The organism is Microbacterium sp. NPDC078428 (assembly GCF_044542535.1).
Taxonomy (GTDB): Bacteria; Actinomycetota; Actinomycetes; order Actinomycetales; family Microbacteriaceae; genus Microbacterium; species Microbacterium limosum.
This window is the reverse complement of the sequence record NZ_JBITUP010000001.1, coordinates 49,075-67,075: the sequence shown is the minus strand read 5'-3', so window position 1 is coordinate 67,075 and position 18,001 is coordinate 49,075. Positions and strand designations below refer to the sequence as shown.

Genomic DNA, 18,001 nt, shown 5'->3' with positions numbered 1-18,001 from the left:
AATCACACCGATCCGAAGAACTTCTTCGCGGCGGGGATCCTGCGGATCATGAGTTGATCCAGCGCCAGGATCACGAGAAGTGACAGTCCGAAGAGGGGCAGGAAGATCCCGAGCGCGACGACGGCGATCAGCAGTATCCAGTTTGCGAAGATCGGCAGCCGCGCCCGCGGGGCGGCCAGACCCGAGGCGTTTCCGCGGCGGGTCCCCCACATTATCGGTGCCGAGACGCACATGAAGATCACCGCGAGACAGAACAGCGTGGTGAGGATCATGTTCACCGGCCCGAACCGGCGGCCCTCGTGGATGGCGATGCCGTTGGCGACCGTCTTGGACAGCAGCGACAGATCATCGTAGCTGTACACCGCCAGGGCTTCGCCGGAGTACTGGTCGACATGCACCGTCTTCTGCAGAGTCACATCCGACTCGGCCGGGTTGCCGTTGTTGGCCCACTGGTACCCGTACACGCTGAACACGCCGGTCTCACCCTCGGGGTAGGTGACGAAGTACGGCTCGGGCGCACCCTCGGCCCGCGCGGCCGCCTGCGCCTGGTCGATCGAGATCTGCGTGCCGCCTCCCCTGCTCGTCGCCGTCGGAAGGTCGGCGACCTCCCACCCGGCGGGGCTGGACGAGCCATTGCTGGCCTCGATTTGCTCCTTCACCGTCGACTCCGCCCCTGGATCAGCTCCCCACAGCGAATCACCGGTGTTGGAGGCGACGCTGGAGGCCAGGCTTCCCCATACGCCCGTCCACGGCAGCCCCGAAACGACCAGCATCAGAATCCCCAGACCGACGGGCAGCCCGACAAGGGCGTGCCAGTTCCGCAACCATGCGCCCTTCACCTTCTTCGCCGCGGCAGCCTTTCGTGGGCGCCGGCCGAGGAAGAAGATGATGAACCCGGTGATCGTCAGGACGATCGCCCAGCTCGCCCGCAGCTCCACGATGCGGTCCCCGACTTCGCCATCGCCGAGCAGCAGGTCACCGTGCACGCGTTCAGCCCATGTCGAAATCAGGTCGTCGACGGTCAGATCCCCCGTGACCGTGGCTGTGTAGGGGTCGACGTACACATTTCGGGTGCTTTCGCCGCTCGAGGTGACGAACACCGTTGTGCGATCCCCGGAGTTGTCGGTCACCGAGAGAATGTCGCGGTCGGGGAACGCCTCGCGTACAACCACCTCCTGGTCAGACAGCGGCAGACGCTCCGCACCCGCCGGGACGGAGACGGTCAGCACCCCCGGGTGCTGCCACGCGTCGACCTGCGCGCGGAACATATAGGTCATGCCCGACACGGACAATACGAACAGGACCGGGATGACGATCAGAGAGCCGTAGAAGTGTCAGCGCCAGAACGCCCCGAACCAGTTCACCCGCCGCTTGCCCGGCGCTGTCGGGGCGGGGGTCGCGGGTTCGAGTGGGGGCTGAGGTGCGGCCTCAGTATCGGGCGTGGTCACGTCGGCTCCTCTTCGCGCGGGATATTAGCTCTACGCATTGTAGTAATAGACTGGCGCGGTGCTGACATCACCCTGGGATCTGATCCTCACCGTCCTGTTCGCCATTACCGGCACGTGGTGCGCTGCTGACCTCATCAGCCACCGCGCCCAGTCCCGCACGAGTGACGGATCGATCAGCCAGCACACGATCGTCGACATCAACCACCTCGTGATGAGTGCCGCGATGATCCTCATGATCTGGGTCATCGTCATCGACGCAGTCACGTGGGCTCAGGTGGCGGTGTTCGGGATCTTCGCCCTGGCGCTGCTCCCCGGCATGTTCGGCGCGACGCACGGCGCACGGCGCGTGTCGCTTCTCGGCCACATCGTCTTGAACGCGGCGATGATCTGGATGCTGCTCGCGATGCCGCTCCTCATGGCAGGGTTGACCGCGGGCGATGGGGCATCCTCCGGTCATCACCACGGCGGTGAGGCGGCTGCTCTGCCCACGAGCACGCCGATCTGGGCGGATGTCGTCAACTGGCTCTTCGTCGCACTGAGTGCGGGCGCCGCGCTCTGGTGGATAGTTACGCTGCTACGGAGCCGCGGCCGACACCTGCACGACGTCTGTTACGCGGGTATGGCTGCGGGGATGGCAGTGATGCTCGTGGTGATGAACGCCTAGTCTCAGACGTCCAGTTCCAGGGTCGGCGTCAGCGAGCGAGACACGCACACGTTGATCTGCGTGTTCGCTACGTGCTGCGCGTCCGTCTGGAAGTCGTCGCGGTGATCAGGCAGTCCGGAACGCACTTTCACCACGCAAGATCCGCAATAGCCCTGCGCGCACGACCGATACGTCTCGTAGCCCTGACGCTCGAGCACATCCGCGATGGACTCATCCTTGCCCACCGTCATCCGCTCCCCCGTCGGCGGCGATGACGTCGAACACGGTCCCCGCATCGACCGTCGAAGCGGGAGGTGAGAATCGCTCGGTCACCACACGTTCGGCAGGCCAACCAGTTGCCGCGGCACGAACAAGCGCGAGATCGATGAAGCCAGCTGGCCCGCAGATGTATACCGCGCCCTGGGGATCAACCGCACCCAGCGCCGGCGGTGCACTGGCACGGAAAGAATCGCCGTCGTCACTGAAGTGTCGATGGACGCGTGCCGCCCAGGCACGCGTGGCGAGCTCGGCGTGCAACGGAAGGGCAGAAGCATTCCTTGCGTACACATGGAACTCGAACTCACGCCCTTGCTGGTACAAGTGCTCCGCCATCGACACCAGCGGCGTCAACCCGATACCCCCACCGATCAGCAGAGCTCTCTGAGCCTCAGGAACAAGCCCGAAGGTGCTTCGCGGCGCTGACACCTCGATCTCAGCGCCATCCCGCAGGTCGTCGTGGAATGCGATCGATCCCCCCGCCCTCCTGGCTCTCGTTGAACGCACACCACATAGTGCTCATCAACATGAGGCGCACCAACAAATGAATACTGCCGGGTGAGGCCCGGTCGAATATGCACGTCGAGGTGCGCCCCCGCAGGGGACGGAACCAGATTTACGGAGGGATCTACCGAATCAAAGCGGATCAAGAGCGCGTGGTCAGAGACCTTGGTTCTGCTGGAAACCCGCACGCGTCTGAGATAGCGGGTGCGTCTCGTAGCGCGGTGTCACTTCCCGCGGGGTTCTCGTCGTCGTCATTGACGTCGAGGAGGGTCATCGTGGGAGACCTGTTGTTCCGCCAAGAACCACGAAAGTGATCCCACGATGACCCAGTATCAGTCTGCCTTGACGACCCTCATCGGCGAAGTCCTCGCCGATCCCGAGCTCGCGCACTCCGACGTGTTCCGGCGGATGCTGCAAGCGGGTCTGCAGGATCTGATCGATGCGGAAGCGACGGTCAAGATCGGCGCCGCGCCTCATGAGCGGACCCCGGAGCGAATCACCCGCCGCAACGGCAGCCGGCCGAAGACGCTCGCGACCCCCGCGGGCGAGGTCGACCTTCAGATCCCGAAACTGCGCGAAGGCTCGTTCTTCCCGAGCCTGCTGCACCCACGCCGCCGGGTCGACAAGGCTCTCTACGCGGTGATCTGTCAGGCATGGATCGACGGGGTGAGCACCCGCAAGGTCGACCAGCTGGTCCGTGCACTGGGCAACGACACCGGCATCTCCCGGTCGACGGTGTCGCGGATCTGCTCCGAGATCGACGAGGCGGTGCAGGAGTTCCTGCACCGCCGGATCGATCACACCTGGTTCCCGTACGTGTTCCTGGACGCCACCTACCTCGACGTCCGCCACCGCGGCTGCGTCGTCTCGCAAGCCCTCGTCGTCGCCACCGGTGTCAGCGGTGAGGGCCGGCGAGAGATCCTCGGGATGGCCCTCGGCGACGCGGAGACCACCGACTTCTGGACCGAGTTCCTCCGTGGGCTCCGGGACCGAGGGCTGAAGATCGCGACCGCCACCGACCCCCTCGGCGTCGCCCTGGTCACGTCCGATGCCCATGCCGGTCTGAAGGCTGCGGTCAAGGCGATCCTGCCCGGGAGCGGGTGGCAAAGATGCCGGGTTCACTTCGCCCGCAACGTCACCCAGAAGCTCGGGTCAGCCCGCTCCAAGCCCGTCAACGCGCTGATCTCCACGATCTTCGCGCAGACGACCTCCGAAGCCGTGGTCGCCCAATACAAGACCGTCACCGACAGCCTCCGCTCATCGTTCCCCGAGATCGCAACGATGCTCGAGGGCGCCGAAGCCGACCTCACCGGGTTCGCGCCGCTGCCCCGCGAGCACTGGCAGAAGGTCTGGTCCAACAACCCCATCGAACGCCTCAACCGGGAGATCAAACGCCGCGCCGACGTCGTCCAGATCTTCCCCGACCGCGACTCCGTGACTCGCCTGATCGGCGCCGTGCTGCAGGAGCAGCACGAGGAATGGGGCTACGGCGAACGCCGCTACTGCTCCGACACCTCCATGCGCAAACTCGTCCACACCCTCTCCGAAACCGTCGAACCGACACGCCCCGAGCTACTCCTCACCGCATGAACCGAGTTACACCACGAGAAGGGACTTGACCTCTGGTCGCTCCTGCAGACCAACGTCCTCAACCAGCAGCGGTGGACCACCCGGCAGGATCTGCGGCTCGCCATCGTCGTCTGGATCGAGCGGAAGTATCACCGGCAACGAGCCCAGGACTCCCTCGGCGGCTTGACCCCCATCGAGTTCGAGTCCAAGCTGGCCGAGCCGCTCACCCTCGCGGCCTAAACCACACCTGTCACCAGTTCGTTCCTCACGCCCGAGGGCTGCGTCGGCGAGCGATGGCGTCTTGGGTCGGAAGACTTCGCGGGTATAGGGCTGAGCCCTTGCTCAGGAAAGTGTCACGACAAGGTCGACCCGAACCGCCCGAAACCGCGCGCGATACGTGACATCCAGTGTCATCTCACCGCGTTCCCGACACGTGTCGTGATCACGCGGCGCCCGCCCCCGCCCGCTCCCCTGTCACGGAACGCTCCGCCGCGGCCGGCGATGCGTCGCTTTGCGACAGGGGAGCGGGGCGACGGGCGGGGCGGGGGCGGGGCGGCGACGGGCGGAGCGCCGGGGGCGGCGACGGCCCGGGCTAGACTGGGGCGGTCCGGCATCCCGTGATCTTGGAGCCCAGCCGCGTGACCATCCCCACTCCCGACGGCCGCGCCGCCGTCTCCCCCCGGCCCGCGACCGACACGGTCGAGAACGCCGCCGCCACGCCCGAGCGCGAGCAGCCGTATGCGGCCCTCGGCCTCAAGCCCGACGAGTACGACCGCATCCGCGCGCTGCTCGGCCGTCGTCCCACGAGCTCCGAGCTGGCGATGTACTCCGTCATGTGGAGCGAGCACTGCTCCTACAAGTCGAGCAAGATCTACCTGCGCGAATTCGGCCGGCGCATGACCGACAAGATGCGCGAGAGGCTCATGGTCGGCATGGGACAGAACGCCGGCGTCGTCGACGTGGGCGAGGGCTGGGCCGTCACCTTCAAGGTCGAGAGCCACAACCACCCGAGCTACATCGAGCCGTTCCAGGGCGCCGCGACCGGCGTCGGCGGCATCGTGCGCGACATCATCTCGATGGGCGCACGCCCCGTCGCCGTCATGGATCAGTTGCGCTTCGGGGCGATCGACCACCCCGACACCGCACGCGTCGTGCACGGCGTGGTCAGCGGCATCTCGTTCTACGGCAACTGCCTGGGCCTGCCCAACATCGGGGGCGAGACGTACTTCGACCCGGTGTACCAGGGCAACCCGCTCGTGAACGCCCTCGCGGTCGGCGTGCTCCGCCACGAGGACCTCAAGCTCGCCAACGCGAGCGGCGTGGGCAACAAGGTCGTGCTCTTCGGCGCCCGCACGGGCGGCGACGGCATCGGGGGCGCCTCGATCCTCGCCTCCGACACGTTCGCCGACGGCGGCCCGACGAAGCGCCCCGCCGTGCAGGTGGGAGACCCCTTCGCCGAGAAGGTGCTGATCGAGTGCTGCCTCGAGCTGTACCGCGGCGAGCTCGTCGAGGCGATCCAGGACCTCGGCGCGGCCGGCATCTCGTGCGCGACGAGCGAGCTGGCCGCCAACGGCGGATCGGGCATGAAGGTCGACCTCGAGAACGTGCTGCTGCGCGACCCCACGCTCACGCCCGAGGAGATCCTCATGAGCGAGAGCCAGGAGCGCATGATGGCGATCGTCGCGCCGGACAAGCTCGACGCCTTCCTCGCCGTGACCGGGAAGTGGGATGTCGAGACGAGCGTCCTGGGCGAGGTGACCGGCGACGGCCGCCTGCTGATCAACTGGCACGGCGAGGAGATCGTCAACGTCGACCCCTCGACGGTGGCCGTCGACGGACCCGTCTACGAGCGCCCCGTCGCCTACCCGACGTGGATCGAGACGCTGCAGGAGGACTCGGCCAGCGCGCTGCCCCGCGCGAACGACGCCGACACCCTGCGCGCGCAGTTCCTCCAGGTGCTGGGCAGCCCGAACCTCGCCGACAAGTCGTGGATCACCAACCAGTACGACTACTACGTCATGGGCAACACCGCCCTGTCGTTCCCCGACGACGCAGGCATGGTGCGCGTCGACGAGGCGTCCGGCCTCGGGTTCGCGATCGCCACCGACTGCGACGGCCGCTTCTGCCAGCTCGACCCCTACGCGGGAGCGCAGCACGCCCTCGCGGAGGCGTACCGCAACGTCGCCGTGACGGGCGCCGTCCCCACCGCCGTCACCGACTGCCTCAACTTCGGCAGCCCCGAGAACCCCGAGGTGATGTGGCAGTTCCAGCAGTCGGTCGAGGGCCTGGCCGACGCATGCCGTGAGCTCGGCATCCCGGTCACGGGCGGCAACGTGAGCTTCTACAACCAGACGGGCGACCAGCCGATCTACCCCACCCCCGTCGTGGGCGTGCTCGGCATCATCGACGACGTCGCCCGCCGCATCCCGAGCGGGTGGCAGGACGCGGGCGAGAACATCTACCTCCTCGGCGTGACCGCCAGCGAGCTGAGCGGCTCCGAATGGGCCGCCGCGGTGCACGGGCACCTGGGCGGCCACCCGCCCAAGGTCAACCTCGAGGCCGAGAAGCAGCTCGCCGAGCTGCTCCACGCGGCATCCCAGCAGTCGCTCGTCTCGAGCGCGCACGACCTCTCGGGCGGCGGCCTCGGCCAGGCGCTCGCCGAGGCCGTGCTGCGCTTCGGCGTGGGCGCACGGGTGTGGCTGCGCGAGATCATCGAGCGCGACGGGGTGGATGCCGCATCCGCGCTCTTCTCCGAGTCGACCGGTCGCGTCATCGTGACCGTCCCCCGCGAGGACGACGTGAAGTTCCGCGGCCTGTGCGAGGGCCGCGGGTACCCCGTGCTGCGCATCGGCGTGACCGACGTCCCACCCACGGGCGAGGCCGAGCTGGAGATCCAGGACCTGTTCACCGTGCCCGTGTCGGAGCTCTCGCGCACGTGGCGCGAGACGCTTCCCGCGGCCTTCGGCCCCACCGTCGGCGAGTTCGTGGCGCCCGCGGTGCGCCCGGTCGCGTGAGCGGGCCGATGTCGGACGACGACTACGGCGATCTCGGCGCGAAGCGACAGAAGCGCATGAGGGTGGTCGCGTGGGTCGTGATCGTCGCGCTCATCCTCGGCGGTGGCGGGGCGACCGTCGTATCGATCTTCTTCGGCTGAGTCGCGGCACCGAGCCTGCTGACGCGCCCAGGCGGCGCGGTTAGCATGGCGGCATGGAGCCTCTCTTCGCGTTCGCCGCGGAGCTGTGGTGGCTCGGCCCCGCGGCGATCGCCGGCGGCGCCGCGTCCTTCGCGGGCCTCCGGTACGGTCGCCGGCGGCGCGCCCGCACCCTGGAGTACGCGGGGGCGCGGCACGAGCTGACGGCAGCGCGGGCACGGCTGCAGGCGGCACGGGCGCGGGCGAAGGCCGCTCAGGCGGCCCTGCTCGTGGCGAAGAGCGGTCGGCAGAGCGGTCGGGGCGCGCCCGGCGAGGTCGAAGCGGCGCGGACGGCCGTCGGCGACGCCCAGCGCGAGGCGCGCGCCGCCCACACCGCACTGCGCGGCCGACGCGTGCAGGTGAAGGCGGCCAGGGCGCTGCTGCGCGGGATGCCGCGGGGCGACGAGCACCTGCCGCTGGCCCGGCTGGTCGCCGAGCACGACGCCGTGGTCGCCCGGTGGATGGCCTACGAGACCGACCCGGCGAAGGCCATCGCGTTTCCGACGATGAGCGACGCCCGCGTGCCCGCGACGGCGACCCTGCTGACGGCCATGGAGCGGGCATGGTGGCTGCGTCCCCGCCCGGGGCGCCCGACGCTGACGCCGGAGGAGTTCGCCCGCTACCGCGCGGCCGTGACCGAGGTGGAGACGGCCTTCCGCGTCGCCGAGGCCGCGGCCTGGCGCGCGGCGGGCGCGGGAACACCGGGATCCGACGGCGGCGGGGCGCAGGGCGGCCTGCCGCCGCAGGTGCGCGGAGCCTGGAACGGCTTCCTCGAGGGCACGCGGGCGGTCGCCGCCTCGGCCGCGGCCGCAGCGGCGGAGGCGGCGCGCGACGTCGTCTGGCGGGCCGCGAACCGGGATCCGGGCGCGGAGGGACCCGCGGCATCCGCCGCCGGCACGGGAGCACCGCAGGAGGCGGCACCCCCGGCATCGCGGGGGACCGCTGCCGGTCAGCCCGCGGAGGCGGCGCCGCAGCCCGGCGCGGGGGCAGCGCCTCCCCCCTCCTCGCCGCGCCGCCCGACGTGGCCGGTGCCCCGCCGTTCCGCGGAATGACGTCCCGCGCGCCCGCCGCCGACGCGTAGCATGACGGGGTGGACTTCGGGGAGTTGTTCGCCAACTACTGGTGGCTGATCTTCCCCGTCATGGCGATGGCGGGCGGCATCGGGGGCGCCTGGCAGAAGGCGCTCGAGCGCCGACACGTCCGACGGCTCGAGGTGCTGCGGGCCAAGAGCGAACTGCGCGCCGCATCGCAGGCCCCGGCAGGCGCCGTGAGCCCCGACCGCGCCACCCGCGTCGACGACTCCCCCGCCGCCCGGCTCCAGCGCCTGTTCGAGGCGCATGACGCGGTGACCGCTCGATGGCTCGAGTACGAGCTGGATGTCGCCAAGCTGATCGCCTTCCCCGCGATGAGCGACGGTCGCCAGCCGCTCACCGCCGCATTCCTCCGGGCCAAGCGCACGGCAGACGGGTTCCGCCCGGCGTCGGCGAAGGCGAGGATCAGCAAGGACGATTTCGCCGATTATCGCAACGCCGTGCATGAGTACGAGGCGGCGTTCGACATCGCCGAGCGCGACGCGCGGCGGCTTCGGGACCGATCGTTCACCGAGGCGGAGCGCAAGCGGCTCGACACCGCGAAGCAGCTGCTGACGGTCGCCGTCGACCAGGCCGCGACCCCGGCCGAGCGCCAGCTGGCCTACCGACGCGTGCGCGAGGAACTCGACGGGCTCATCTCCGTGTCGGACGAGGCCATCGATGTGCTCGAGAAGCGCGTTGCGCTGGAGCTCACCTCGGCTGCGGAGCCGCCGGACCCGGGGGCAGCGGGTGCGGGGGCGGCGGGTGCCATGAGCGAGCCCGCGGACGGCGCACGCGAACCGGGAGCGCCGCGGGCTCCGGCATCCGAGGAAGCGTCGCCCTCCGCCGAGGACCCACCCGTGAGAAGACGCACGGGACCGGGGACGCCGCCCCCTCCCGGGCGCATCACCCGTCCGCGCGGCTGATCCCGCATCCGGACCCCGCGGCCGCATCGCGGGTTAGCCCCGTCCGCGTGACAACATTCCGGAGACTTCGCGCGGCCGTGGGCCCCTGCCGCCTGTCCACCCCGCCCGGCCACGTTCCTTCCGGAGTGTTGTCCCGCCCGAGGCGTCGACCAAGCGACGAACCGCGTGCCGGGCGACGTCGTACGCGGCACCGACGCCGGCGCACGCCCCCGCCCCACCCCCACGAAGAAGCGGGCCCCGGCCGAAGCCGGGACCCGCTCACAGGATCGCTAGGACCGGATCACTCGGTGATGATCGTGTCGAACGCGTCGGGGTTGGCCTCGATCCAGGCCTCGACGGCCTCGGGCTCGTTGCCCTCGCCGTACTCGTTCACGACCATGTCCTCGAGCGAGGCGTACTGCGCGTCATCCAGCTGGATGCCGGCGATCAGCTCGGCCGCCTCGGGGAAGCGCTCCGAGAAGTCGCTCGTGCCGAGGAAGTGCAGCGCCTCGGGCTCGCCCATGGCGCCCCTCGGGTCCTCGAGGTCGCGCAGGTCGTACGCGTCGTTGGCCCAGAACGGGCGCCACGAGGTCACGACGATGTTCTCCTCGCCGGCGATCGCGTTCTCGAGCTCGGTGAGCATCGCGGCGGTCGACGAGGTGACGAGCTCGTACTCGTCGCCCAGCTCGTAGGCGGGGATCATCGAGTCCTGCGTCACGCCGGTGAGGCCGGCGCCGGGCTCGATGCCGATGATCTGGCCGCCGAACATGTCGGCGTTGCCCTTGAGGTCTTCGATCGAGGAGATCTCGACGTAGTCGGGAACCGCGATCGTGAGCACGGCGCCCTCGTAGTACGCGCCGATGTCCTCGATGTCGTCGCCGTACTCCTCCATGTACGAGGCGTGCGTGACCTCGGGCCAGGCCGACGGGTACATGTCGACATCGCCCTGCGCGAGGCCGGCGTACAGCGGGCCCGCCTCGGTGAGCTCCTGCATCTCGACCGTGTAGCCGATCTTCTCGAGCTGGTTCTGGAGCAGGTAGGCGGTGCTGAGTCCGTCGGTCCACGAGGGGAGGAACCCGAGCGTGATCGTGCCCATGTCCTCCGAGCCGTTGTCGCCGTTTCCGTTGTCACCGGCGTCGCTCGAGCAGCCGGCGAGCGTGAGCGTCGCGGCCGCGCCGAGGGCGAGGATTCCTGTCAGCTTGCGATTTCTCATGGTGCTTCCCTTCATCTTCATGTGTGATTGCACTCGTTCCGTATGGGTCTTCAGTTGTCAGTCTTCGTCGGCTGCACGCGTCAGACGGCACCGCCGCCGACGGGCGCGCGCCGCGGCGAGGCGACCTCGCGCTCGGTCTGCTCGGCCACGGCGTTCGAACCGCCCTCGGGCGCGTCACCGCTTGACCCCTGCGCCGCACGACGGCGGCCGAGGGCGCGTCGCAGCGAGCTCGGATAGTCGGCGGGATTGCCCAGCGCGGCCGTGACGCGGTCGAGGAAGACCGCGAGGATGACGACGCCCAGGCCCGCCTCGACGCCCTGCGCGAGGTTGACCGTCGAGACCGACTGCACGACGATCTTGCCGAGCCCGTCGGCACCGACGATGCCCGCGAGGACGGCCATCGACAGCGCGAGCATGATGACCTGGTTGACGCCCGCCATGATCGTCGGGGTGGCGAGGGGCAGCTGGATGCCGCGCAGGATCTGTCCCGGCGTGGCCCCGAACGCGTGCCCCGCCTCGACGGTCTCGGAGTCGACGCCTCGGATGCCCAGCTCGGTCAGGCGCACGCCCGGGGGCAGCGCGAAGATGACCGTCGCGACGAGGCCCGGGACGACCCCGATGCTGAAGAACGTGATCGCGGGGATCAGGTAGACGAACGCGGGCATCGTCTGCATGAAGTCGAGGATCGGCTTCAGGATGGCGCGCACGGTGTCGTTGCGCGCCGACCAGATTCCCAGCGGGATGCCGATCAGCAGCGCCACCAGCGTCGCGACGAGCACGAGCGAGAGCGTCTGCATCGCCGGCACCCAGAGGTCCATCGCGACGATGAGGGTGAACGTCAGTGCGGTGCCCAGTGCCATCTGCCAGGACCGGAAGAACCAGCCCAGCAGCGCGAAGAGGGCGATCGCCACGAACACGGGAATTGCGGTGAGTCCGTCGGTGAGGCCGTCGACGAGGAAGCGCACGACCACGGTGATGACGTCGAACAGCCCCGCGAGGTTGTCGCGCAGCCAGTCGACGGCCGTGTCGATCCAGTCTCCGAGAGGAATGCGGAACCCGTCCATCAGCGCACCCCCTCGCTCTCGCCGGTCGACGCTCCGTCGGCGGAGTCCGCCAGGAGGGCATCGATCTCGGTCGAGGGCATCGGCTGCGGAAGGATGGTGATCTCCGAGGTCTCGTTGGGGCCGGGGCCGAGGGCCGCCAGCAGGGTGACGCGCGGGATGACGCCGACGAGGCGGCCCTCGTCATCCGTCACCGCGAGCGGCAGCTGCGACTCGACCGCCGGGACGAAGAGGTTCATCAGGACCTCGTCCTGCGACACGCTCTGCGGCACGGGGGAGATGATCGAGGCGAGCGAGTTCTCGCCGCGACGCACGAGCTTGACGGCATCCCGGTCGGTCACGATGCCGAGCAGGCGCCGATCGCGGCCCACGACGTATGCGGCCGACGAGTAGGCGTCGCGCATCTGCCGCAGCGCCGTGCGGGGTCCGCCGCTCTCGCTCACGACGGGGCGCGGACGCTCCATGACGTTCGCCGCCGTCAGCACGCGGGCCCGGTCCACGTCCTGCACGAATTGCTCGACGTAGTCGTTGGCGGGGTCGGTGAGGATGTCCTCGGGCGTGCCGATCTGCACGATGCGCCCGTCGCGCATGACCGCGATCCGGTCGCCGAGGAACATCGCCTCGTTGAGATCGTGCGTGATGAACACGATCGTCTTCTGCAGCTTCTGCTGCAGCGAGAGCAGCTGCTCCTGCATCTCGCGACGGATCAGGGGGTCCAGCGCACTGAACGCCTCGTCCATGAGCAGGATGTCGGTGTCGGCGGCGAGGGCGCGGGCGATGCCCACTCGCTGCTGCATTCCGCCCGAGAGCGCGGAGGGGAGCTTGTCGCCCCACCCTTCGAGCCCCACCATGCCGAGGATCTCCTCGGCCTTCGCGAGCCGCTCGGACTTGCCGACCCCGCGCAGCTCGAGCGAGTAGGCGACGTTGTCGGCCACCGTGCGGTGGGGCAGCAGGGCGAAGTGCTGGAAGACCATCGAGACGCGGTCACGACGAATCTCGCGCAGCTTGTTCGGCGGGATGTCGGTGATGGTCTCGCCCTGCACCGTGATGGTGCCGGCGGTGGCGTCGTGGAGGCCGTTGAGCATCCGGATGATGGTCGACTTGCCGGAGCCGGACAGGCCCATGATGACGAAGATCTCGCCGGGGGAGACGGTGAAGCTGGCGTCGATGACGGCGGCGGTCCCGGCATCCGCGACCTGTGTGCGGCTCTCTCCGGCGCTCAGCCGCTTGACGGCCTGCTTCGGGTTCTTCCCGAAGACCTTGTAGAGGTTCTCTACCTCGATTGCGTGCGCGACGGTCACTGCTGACACCTCGACGGCCCGCTGCGCTTCGTGGGGCCGCATCGGTTACGCCCGGGTGATGATCACCGGCGATGCAGGGGGCCTTCGGGTGGCCCCGGCGGCATCGCTACCGGCGGAGTACATCGGGTTCTCCGCCCAGATCATCGACCGTACGTCCCCGTCTCCTCACCCGAGGTTCTCGGGGGCGGCGGGGGCGCGGACTGGTCTTGTGGGCCGAAAAGGCCCGACTTCGAGGCAATCAGAGATGGATGCCCCGGTCAAGTTCAGGGGCCCTCCGCAGACGGGGTTGACACGCAGCCCTCCTGCATGGTTCATTAGTTAGGTAACTAACCAGGGAGCTGGGCACGAGGAGAGTACGTGATCGAGGACGGCAGAGCGCTCTTCCTGCAGATCGCCGAGGCGATCGAGGACCAGATCGTCGACGAGAGTCTGGGCGAAGAATCCCAGGCCCCGTCCACAAACGAGCTCGCCGCCTTCTACCGCATCAACCCCGCGACCGCCGCGAAGGGAGTGAACATGCTCGTCGACTCGGGGGTGCTGTACAAGCGACGCGGCGTCGGCATGTTCGTCACCGCCGGAGCGCGCGATCGGGTGCTCTCGGCTCGACGTGAAGCGTTTGCAGATCGTTACCTTGAGCCTCTCCTCGCGGAGGCACGCCGGCTCGGGATCAGCCCCTCGGACCTCTCCGCGCTGATCCGAGAGCGTGCAGGATCCGCCTTGCCCGCCCCCTCCCCCGACCACCCCGAAAGGACCGACGCATGACCTCCGTGATCGAGGTGCAGAACCTCACGAAGAGGTACCGCGACACCCTCGCCGTCGACGACGTGAGCTTCCGCATCGAGAAGGACTGCATCTACGGCCTGCTCGGCCGCAACGGGGCCGGCAAGACCACCGTCATGTCGATCCTCACGGCGCAGAACTTCGCGACCTCGGGCGATGTGCACATCTTCGGCGAGCACCCGTACGAGAACAGCCGCGTGCTGCGGCGCATGTGCTTCGTGCGGGAAGGCCAGAAGTACCCCGACGACGCGCTGCCGCTGCACGCCTTCCGCACCGCGCGGCTGTTCTTCCCGAACTGGGACCAGGGCCTCGCCGACCGGCTCGTCGCAGACTTCCAGCTGCCCCTCAAGCGCCGCATCAAGAAGCTCTCGCGGGGTCAGCTCTCGGCCGTCGGCGTCATCATCGGCCTTGCATCCCGCGCGGAGATCACGTTCTTCGACGAGCCCTATCTGGGCCTCGACGCCGTGGCCCGCCAGATCTTCTACGACCGCCTGCTCGAGGACTACACCGAGCATCCGCGCACCGTGATCCTCTCGAGCCACCTCATCGACGAGGTCTCCAACCTCATCGAGAAGATCATCGTCATCGACCAGGGCCGCATCCTCATGGACGAGGACACCGACGCCGTCCGCGACCGGGCGGCCACGATCGTCGGCGATGCGGTCGCGGTCGACGCCTTCACGACCGGGCGCGACGTACTGCACCGCGAGAGCCTCGGACGCGTCGCGTCGGTCACGATCCTCGGCGCGCTGAGCGCAGACGACCGCGTGCACCTCGACGCCGCGGGGCTCGACGTGGTCCCCGTGTCGCTGCAGCAACTGATCGTCCGTGTGACGCAGAAGGCCGCGGACGAACGCGCCGCGGCATCCCCCGGCGGCGCCGTCCCGTCCGGCGCCCCCCGAATCGCCTCCGATCTCGACGATGGAGCCCTGCAATGAGCCGCACCCTGAACGTCGTCCGCATGCAGCTGATCAACCGGCAGACCTACCTCTGGGTGCCGCTGATCGTGCTCGGCGGCTCGCTCGTGATCACGATGCTGATCTGGGCGATGCTTCCGCCCGGCTCGGAGAAGTACAGCGGCGGCGCGCAGGCGCCCCTGTGGTACTTCGGCGTGGTCGGCGTGCAGGCGCTGACGCTCACGTTCCCGTTCTCCCAGGCCATGAGCGTCACCCGCCGGGAGTTCGCGCTCGGCACCCTCCTCACCGCGGGGCTGACCGCCGGCATCCTCTCCGCGATCTTCGTCGTCGGCGGGCTCATCGAGCAGGCGACCGTCGGGTGGGGGATGAACGGCTACTTCTTCTTCCTCGACTGGATCTGGCAGGCCGGACCGCTGGGTGCCGCGCTGTTCTACTTCGTCGTCGCGATGCTGTTCTTCGTGGTGGGGTTCTGGGCCGCCACCATCTACAAGCGTTTCGGTGCGACGTGGCTCACCATCACCCTCGTCGGGGTGGGGCTCGTCCTCGTCGGGCTCATGTGGCTCACCGGCCGACTGAACGCCTGGGCCGGCGTCTTCGCGTGGTTCGCGGCGCAAGGCTCCACCGGGCTGGCGCTCTGGGGAGTGCTGCTCGTCGCGGTTCTCGCCGCATCGGCGTTCGCGACCCTGCGACGCGCCGTTCCCTGACCCCGGGGTCGGGTGCCGCGGCGCGCCCCGGGCGCGCCCCCCCGTGACGAATCCGACCGTCGCCGGTGGCCGTTCCGCTCACCGATACGAGCCGCGATCGCGACCGTACGGCTTCCATATACTCGCCCGCGTCGACGCTGACCGCGCAGTGCCGGCGAGGACGGGAGGCAAGGTGCAGTGGAAGATCCGACGCAGGCTCGAGGGGAAGCTGGCGTGAGCACGAATACCGGCGTCCTGATCGTCCACGGAGCCGACCGCGCTGGCATCGTGGCCGCCGTCACCCGCGTCCTCGCGGCACACGGAGCGAACATCGTCTCGCTCGACCAGTACACCGATGACCCCGGGGGCGGCGCGTTCTTCCAGCGCACGGTCTTCCACATGAACGAGTTCTTCGCGATGCGCCCGTCGCTGGAGGCGTCGCTGGAGGCTGAGCTGACCACCCTCGGCCTCCAGTGGCGTCTCGTCGACCGCTCGCAGCCGAAGCGCGTCGCGATCCTCACGTCGACGTCTGACCACTGTCTCCTCGACCTCCTGTGGCGACACCGCCGCGGCGAGATCCCGATGACGGTGCCGATGGTGATCTCCAACCACACCAACGTCGCGGAGGATGTGCGCAGCTTCGGCATCCCCTTCATCCACGTGCCGAGCCAGGGCCCCGACAAGTCGGACGCGGAGTCGGAGATCGTGAAGCTGCTCAGCGGAAACGTCGACGCCGTCGTGCTCGCGCGCTACATGCAGATCCTCAGCCCCGCCTTCCTGAGCGACGTCGCGGTGCCTGTGATCAACATCCATCACTCTTTCCTGCCCGCCTTCATCGGCGCCGGCCCCTACCGGAAGGCGAAGGAGCGCGGAGTGAAGCTCATCGGCGCCACGGCCCATTACGTGACGGAAGAACTCGACGAGGGTCCCATCATCGAGCAGGACGTCGTCCGCGTCACGCACGCGGACTCTGCAGCCGGCCTCCAGCGCAAGGGCGCGTACGTCGAGCGCGAGGTGCTCTCGCGCGCCGTGCTCGCGCACTGCGAAGACCGCGTCATCCGCAACGGCCGGGAGACCATCGTCTTCTCGTGACGGCCGGATCCTGACCCGGGCGCCGTCAGCCGGTCACCGGCGGCGGCGCGCCGCGCTTCTCGGCGAGGGTGACGGACCCGGAGCCCCAGTGCGTCAACGGCACCTCCGTGACGATCACGCGGATGCTCTCCACGGGCGCCGCGAGGGACTCGGCGACGGCGTCGGTGACGCCGCCGATGAGCGCACGGATCTGGTCGGGATCTCGTCCTTCGGCGATCGATATCTGAACGATCGGCATGGCGACCTCCGTTCCTCAGACCCGGGCGGACGGGTCGGCGCGGAGAATCATGCCGGCCTCCGCGGCGACATAGCGATTCGGGGTGCGGTAGGCGGTGGGCCCGGAGTGGGGCGTGCCGTAGGTGTCGAACTCGGCGGGCAGCGGAGAGCCATACCAGATGATCGCGTCGTCGATCGTGTCCTGAGCCCAGCGCACCGGCTCCCACGACGGGTCGGTGACCTGATACCCCGGCGTGCCGACGAGCTCGATGCGGTTGCCGCCGGGTTCGAACACATAGATGAACTGCGCCTGGCTGATCGCGTGCGCGGCGGGACCGGCCTCGAACTCGATGCCGTGGTCGGTGAGCACGTCGCACGCATCGATGAGGTGCTGCGTGTTGCCGTAGAGGAAGGCGACGTGGTGCAGGCGGCCGCCCCCTCCGGCATCCTTCACGAGCGCCACGTCGTGGGATCGCGTCATGCTGCGCAGCCACGCACCGGCCTCCACGTCGTCGCCGAGGACGATGTGCTCGCTCAGTTTGAACCCGAGCTGCTCGGCGAAGAAGCGCTTGTTCGCGGTCACATCCAGCGACAGCAGATTGACGTGGTCGAGCGCCCGCACCGGGACCCCGGAGAGCGGGCGGCGCTGCACGCGGTTCAGCACGACGCTGCGCTGATCCTTCTCGGGACGGTAGTACTCCACCTCCCAGTTGATGCGCTGCACCGATCCATCGGGCGTCGTGAACTCGTACGCGGGGCCGACTCCGACCTCGCCCTCCACCCAGCCCCGCCCGAGCCCGCACCGGTCGATGGCCTCCACGCGGCGTTCGAGGGCCTGCGGCGACGTCGCCCGCCAGCCCGCGTATCCCATCCCCGATTTCTCGCGATGGGTGATCTTCAGGGAGTGCGCGTACGGATCCTCGTAGCCGCGCAGGAAGACGGAGTCGCCCGAACGGGCGGTCTCGATCATGCCGAGCAGGTTCGTGAAGAACCAGACGGTCTCGTCGACGACCGGAGAGAAGAGCTCGAACGTCGACAGGTCGGCGACGTCGAAGATCGGCTCCGGAAAGTCGTGCGCTGAAGCGCTCATCGTGCGTTCTCCTTCGAATGCGGTGTGGCGGGTGAATACGGCG

General features: G+C 69.0%; 17 protein-coding genes and 2 pseudogenes. 11 read left to right on the top strand and 8 right to left on the bottom strand.

The window, feature by feature from the left end; all coding sequences use genetic code 11:
• Window positions 1-2 precede the first annotated feature (2 nt).
• Window positions 3-1,322: pseudogene (locus tag ACIGCK_RS00355) on the bottom strand (PepSY-associated TM helix domain-containing protein); the annotation flags it as partial.
• A 184-nt stretch (window positions 1,323-1,506) separates the two neighbouring features.
• On the opposite strand from ACIGCK_RS00355, the gene ACIGCK_RS00350 reads away from it, so the two are divergent.
• Complete coding sequence (locus ACIGCK_RS00350) at window positions 1,507-2,112, top strand: DUF5134 domain-containing protein (protein ID WP_396662915.1); 606 nt, start codon at window positions 1,507-1,509, stop codon at window positions 2,110-2,112.
• A 2-nt stretch (window positions 2,113-2,114) separates the two neighbouring features.
• Here the strand turns inward: ACIGCK_RS00350 and ACIGCK_RS00345 are convergent, their stop codons facing one another.
• The gene (locus ACIGCK_RS00345; protein ID WP_396662914.1) at window positions 2,115-2,342 is read right to left on the bottom strand and encodes a 2Fe-2S iron-sulfur cluster-binding protein; all 228 of its coding nucleotides are present in this window, start codon (window positions 2,340-2,342) and stop codon (window positions 2,115-2,117) included.
• Window positions 2,323-2,721, bottom strand: a complete 399-nt coding sequence (locus ACIGCK_RS00340; RefSeq protein WP_396662913.1) for a hypothetical protein — start codon at window positions 2,719-2,721, stop codon at window positions 2,323-2,325. Before ACIGCK_RS00340 ends, ACIGCK_RS00345 begins: the two co-directional genes overlap by 20 nt.
• Before the next feature lie 471 nt (window positions 2,722-3,192).
• Between ACIGCK_RS00340 and ACIGCK_RS00335 the strand changes: the two genes are divergently transcribed.
• The 6 genes and pseudogenes from ACIGCK_RS00335 to ACIGCK_RS00310 all read left to right on the top strand — a co-directional run bounded on the left by ACIGCK_RS00335 (window position 3,193) and on the right by ACIGCK_RS00310 (window position 9,626).
• Window positions 3,193-4,461 (top strand): IS256 family transposase, encoded by a 1,269-nt coding sequence (locus tag ACIGCK_RS00335; RefSeq protein WP_396662912.1) that lies wholly within the window; start codon window positions 3,193-3,195, stop codon window positions 4,459-4,461.
• 33 nt (window positions 4,462-4,494) lie between these two features.
• A pseudogene (locus ACIGCK_RS00330) lies at window positions 4,495-4,680 on the top strand (IS3 family transposase); the annotation flags it as partial.
• A gap of 398 nt (window positions 4,681-5,078) precedes the next feature.
• The gene (gene purL, locus ACIGCK_RS00325; protein ID WP_396662911.1) at window positions 5,079-7,454 is read left to right on the top strand and encodes a phosphoribosylformylglycinamidine synthase subunit PurL; all 2,376 of its coding nucleotides are present in this window, start codon (window positions 5,079-5,081) and stop codon (window positions 7,452-7,454) included.
• A gap of 8 nt (window positions 7,455-7,462) precedes the next feature.
• A complete protein-coding gene (locus ACIGCK_RS00320; protein ID WP_330170830.1) occupies window positions 7,463-7,594 on the top strand; it encodes a hypothetical protein in 132 nt (43 codons plus the stop codon).
• A 53-nt stretch (window positions 7,595-7,647) separates the two neighbouring features.
• Window positions 7,648-8,682, top strand: a complete 1,035-nt coding sequence (locus ACIGCK_RS00315) for a hypothetical protein (protein WP_396662910.1) — start codon at window positions 7,648-7,650, stop codon at window positions 8,680-8,682.
• 38 nt (window positions 8,683-8,720) lie between these two features.
• The gene (locus ACIGCK_RS00310) at window positions 8,721-9,626 is read left to right on the top strand and encodes a hypothetical protein (protein ID WP_396662909.1); all 906 of its coding nucleotides are present in this window, start codon (window positions 8,721-8,723) and stop codon (window positions 9,624-9,626) included.
• Between the two features lie 280 nt (window positions 9,627-9,906).
• Here the strand turns inward: ACIGCK_RS00310 and ACIGCK_RS00305 are convergent, their stop codons facing one another.
• The 3 genes from ACIGCK_RS00305 to ACIGCK_RS00295 all read right to left on the bottom strand — a co-directional run bounded on the left by ACIGCK_RS00305 (window position 9,907) and on the right by ACIGCK_RS00295 (window position 13,222).
• Window positions 9,907-10,818, bottom strand: a complete 912-nt coding sequence (locus ACIGCK_RS00305; protein ID WP_396662908.1) for a glycine betaine ABC transporter substrate-binding protein — start codon at window positions 10,816-10,818, stop codon at window positions 9,907-9,909.
• Window positions 10,819-10,898: 80 nt separating this feature from the next.
• A complete protein-coding gene (locus tag ACIGCK_RS00300) occupies window positions 10,899-11,882 on the bottom strand; it encodes an ABC transporter permease (RefSeq protein WP_396662907.1) in 984 nt (327 codons plus the stop codon).
• Window positions 11,882-13,222, bottom strand: coding sequence for a glycine betaine/L-proline ABC transporter ATP-binding protein (locus tag ACIGCK_RS00295; RefSeq protein WP_396662906.1), 1,341 nt, complete (start codon window positions 13,220-13,222; stop codon window positions 11,882-11,884). The genes ACIGCK_RS00300 and ACIGCK_RS00295 overlap by 1 nt, the downstream gene beginning before the upstream one ends.
• A gap of 315 nt (window positions 13,223-13,537) precedes the next feature.
• Here ACIGCK_RS00295 and ACIGCK_RS00290 point away from each other — a divergent pair, with 315 nt between their 5' ends.
• The 4 genes from ACIGCK_RS00290 (at window position 13,538) to purU (ending at window position 16,652) form a co-directional block, all read left to right on the top strand.
• Window positions 13,538-13,942, top strand: coding sequence for a GntR family transcriptional regulator (locus tag ACIGCK_RS00290; protein WP_396662905.1), 405 nt, complete (start codon window positions 13,538-13,540; stop codon window positions 13,940-13,942).
• A complete protein-coding gene (locus ACIGCK_RS00285) occupies window positions 13,939-14,898 on the top strand; it encodes an ABC transporter ATP-binding protein (RefSeq protein WP_396662904.1) in 960 nt (319 codons plus the stop codon). The genes ACIGCK_RS00290 and ACIGCK_RS00285 overlap by 4 nt, the downstream gene beginning before the upstream one ends.
• Window positions 14,895-15,581, top strand: coding sequence for a hypothetical protein (locus tag ACIGCK_RS00280; RefSeq protein WP_396662903.1), 687 nt, complete (start codon window positions 14,895-14,897; stop codon window positions 15,579-15,581). Before ACIGCK_RS00285 ends, ACIGCK_RS00280 begins: the two co-directional genes overlap by 4 nt.
• 213 nt (window positions 15,582-15,794) lie before the next feature.
• The gene (gene purU, locus ACIGCK_RS00275; protein ID WP_396662902.1) at window positions 15,795-16,652 is read left to right on the top strand and encodes a formyltetrahydrofolate deformylase; all 858 of its coding nucleotides are present in this window, start codon (window positions 15,795-15,797) and stop codon (window positions 16,650-16,652) included.
• Between the two features lie 25 nt (window positions 16,653-16,677).
• On the opposite strand, the gene ACIGCK_RS00270 is transcribed toward purU, so the two are convergent.
• Together ACIGCK_RS00270 and ACIGCK_RS00265 are read right to left on the bottom strand one after the other, a co-directional pair.
• Window positions 16,678-16,890, bottom strand: coding sequence for a tautomerase family protein (locus ACIGCK_RS00270; RefSeq protein ID WP_396662901.1), 213 nt, complete (start codon window positions 16,888-16,890; stop codon window positions 16,678-16,680).
• Window positions 16,891-16,905: 15 nt separating this feature from the next.
• Complete coding sequence (locus tag ACIGCK_RS00265) at window positions 16,906-17,958, bottom strand: VOC family protein (RefSeq protein ID WP_396662900.1); 1,053 nt, start codon at window positions 17,956-17,958, stop codon at window positions 16,906-16,908.
• Window positions 17,959-18,001: the final 43 nt, after the last annotated feature.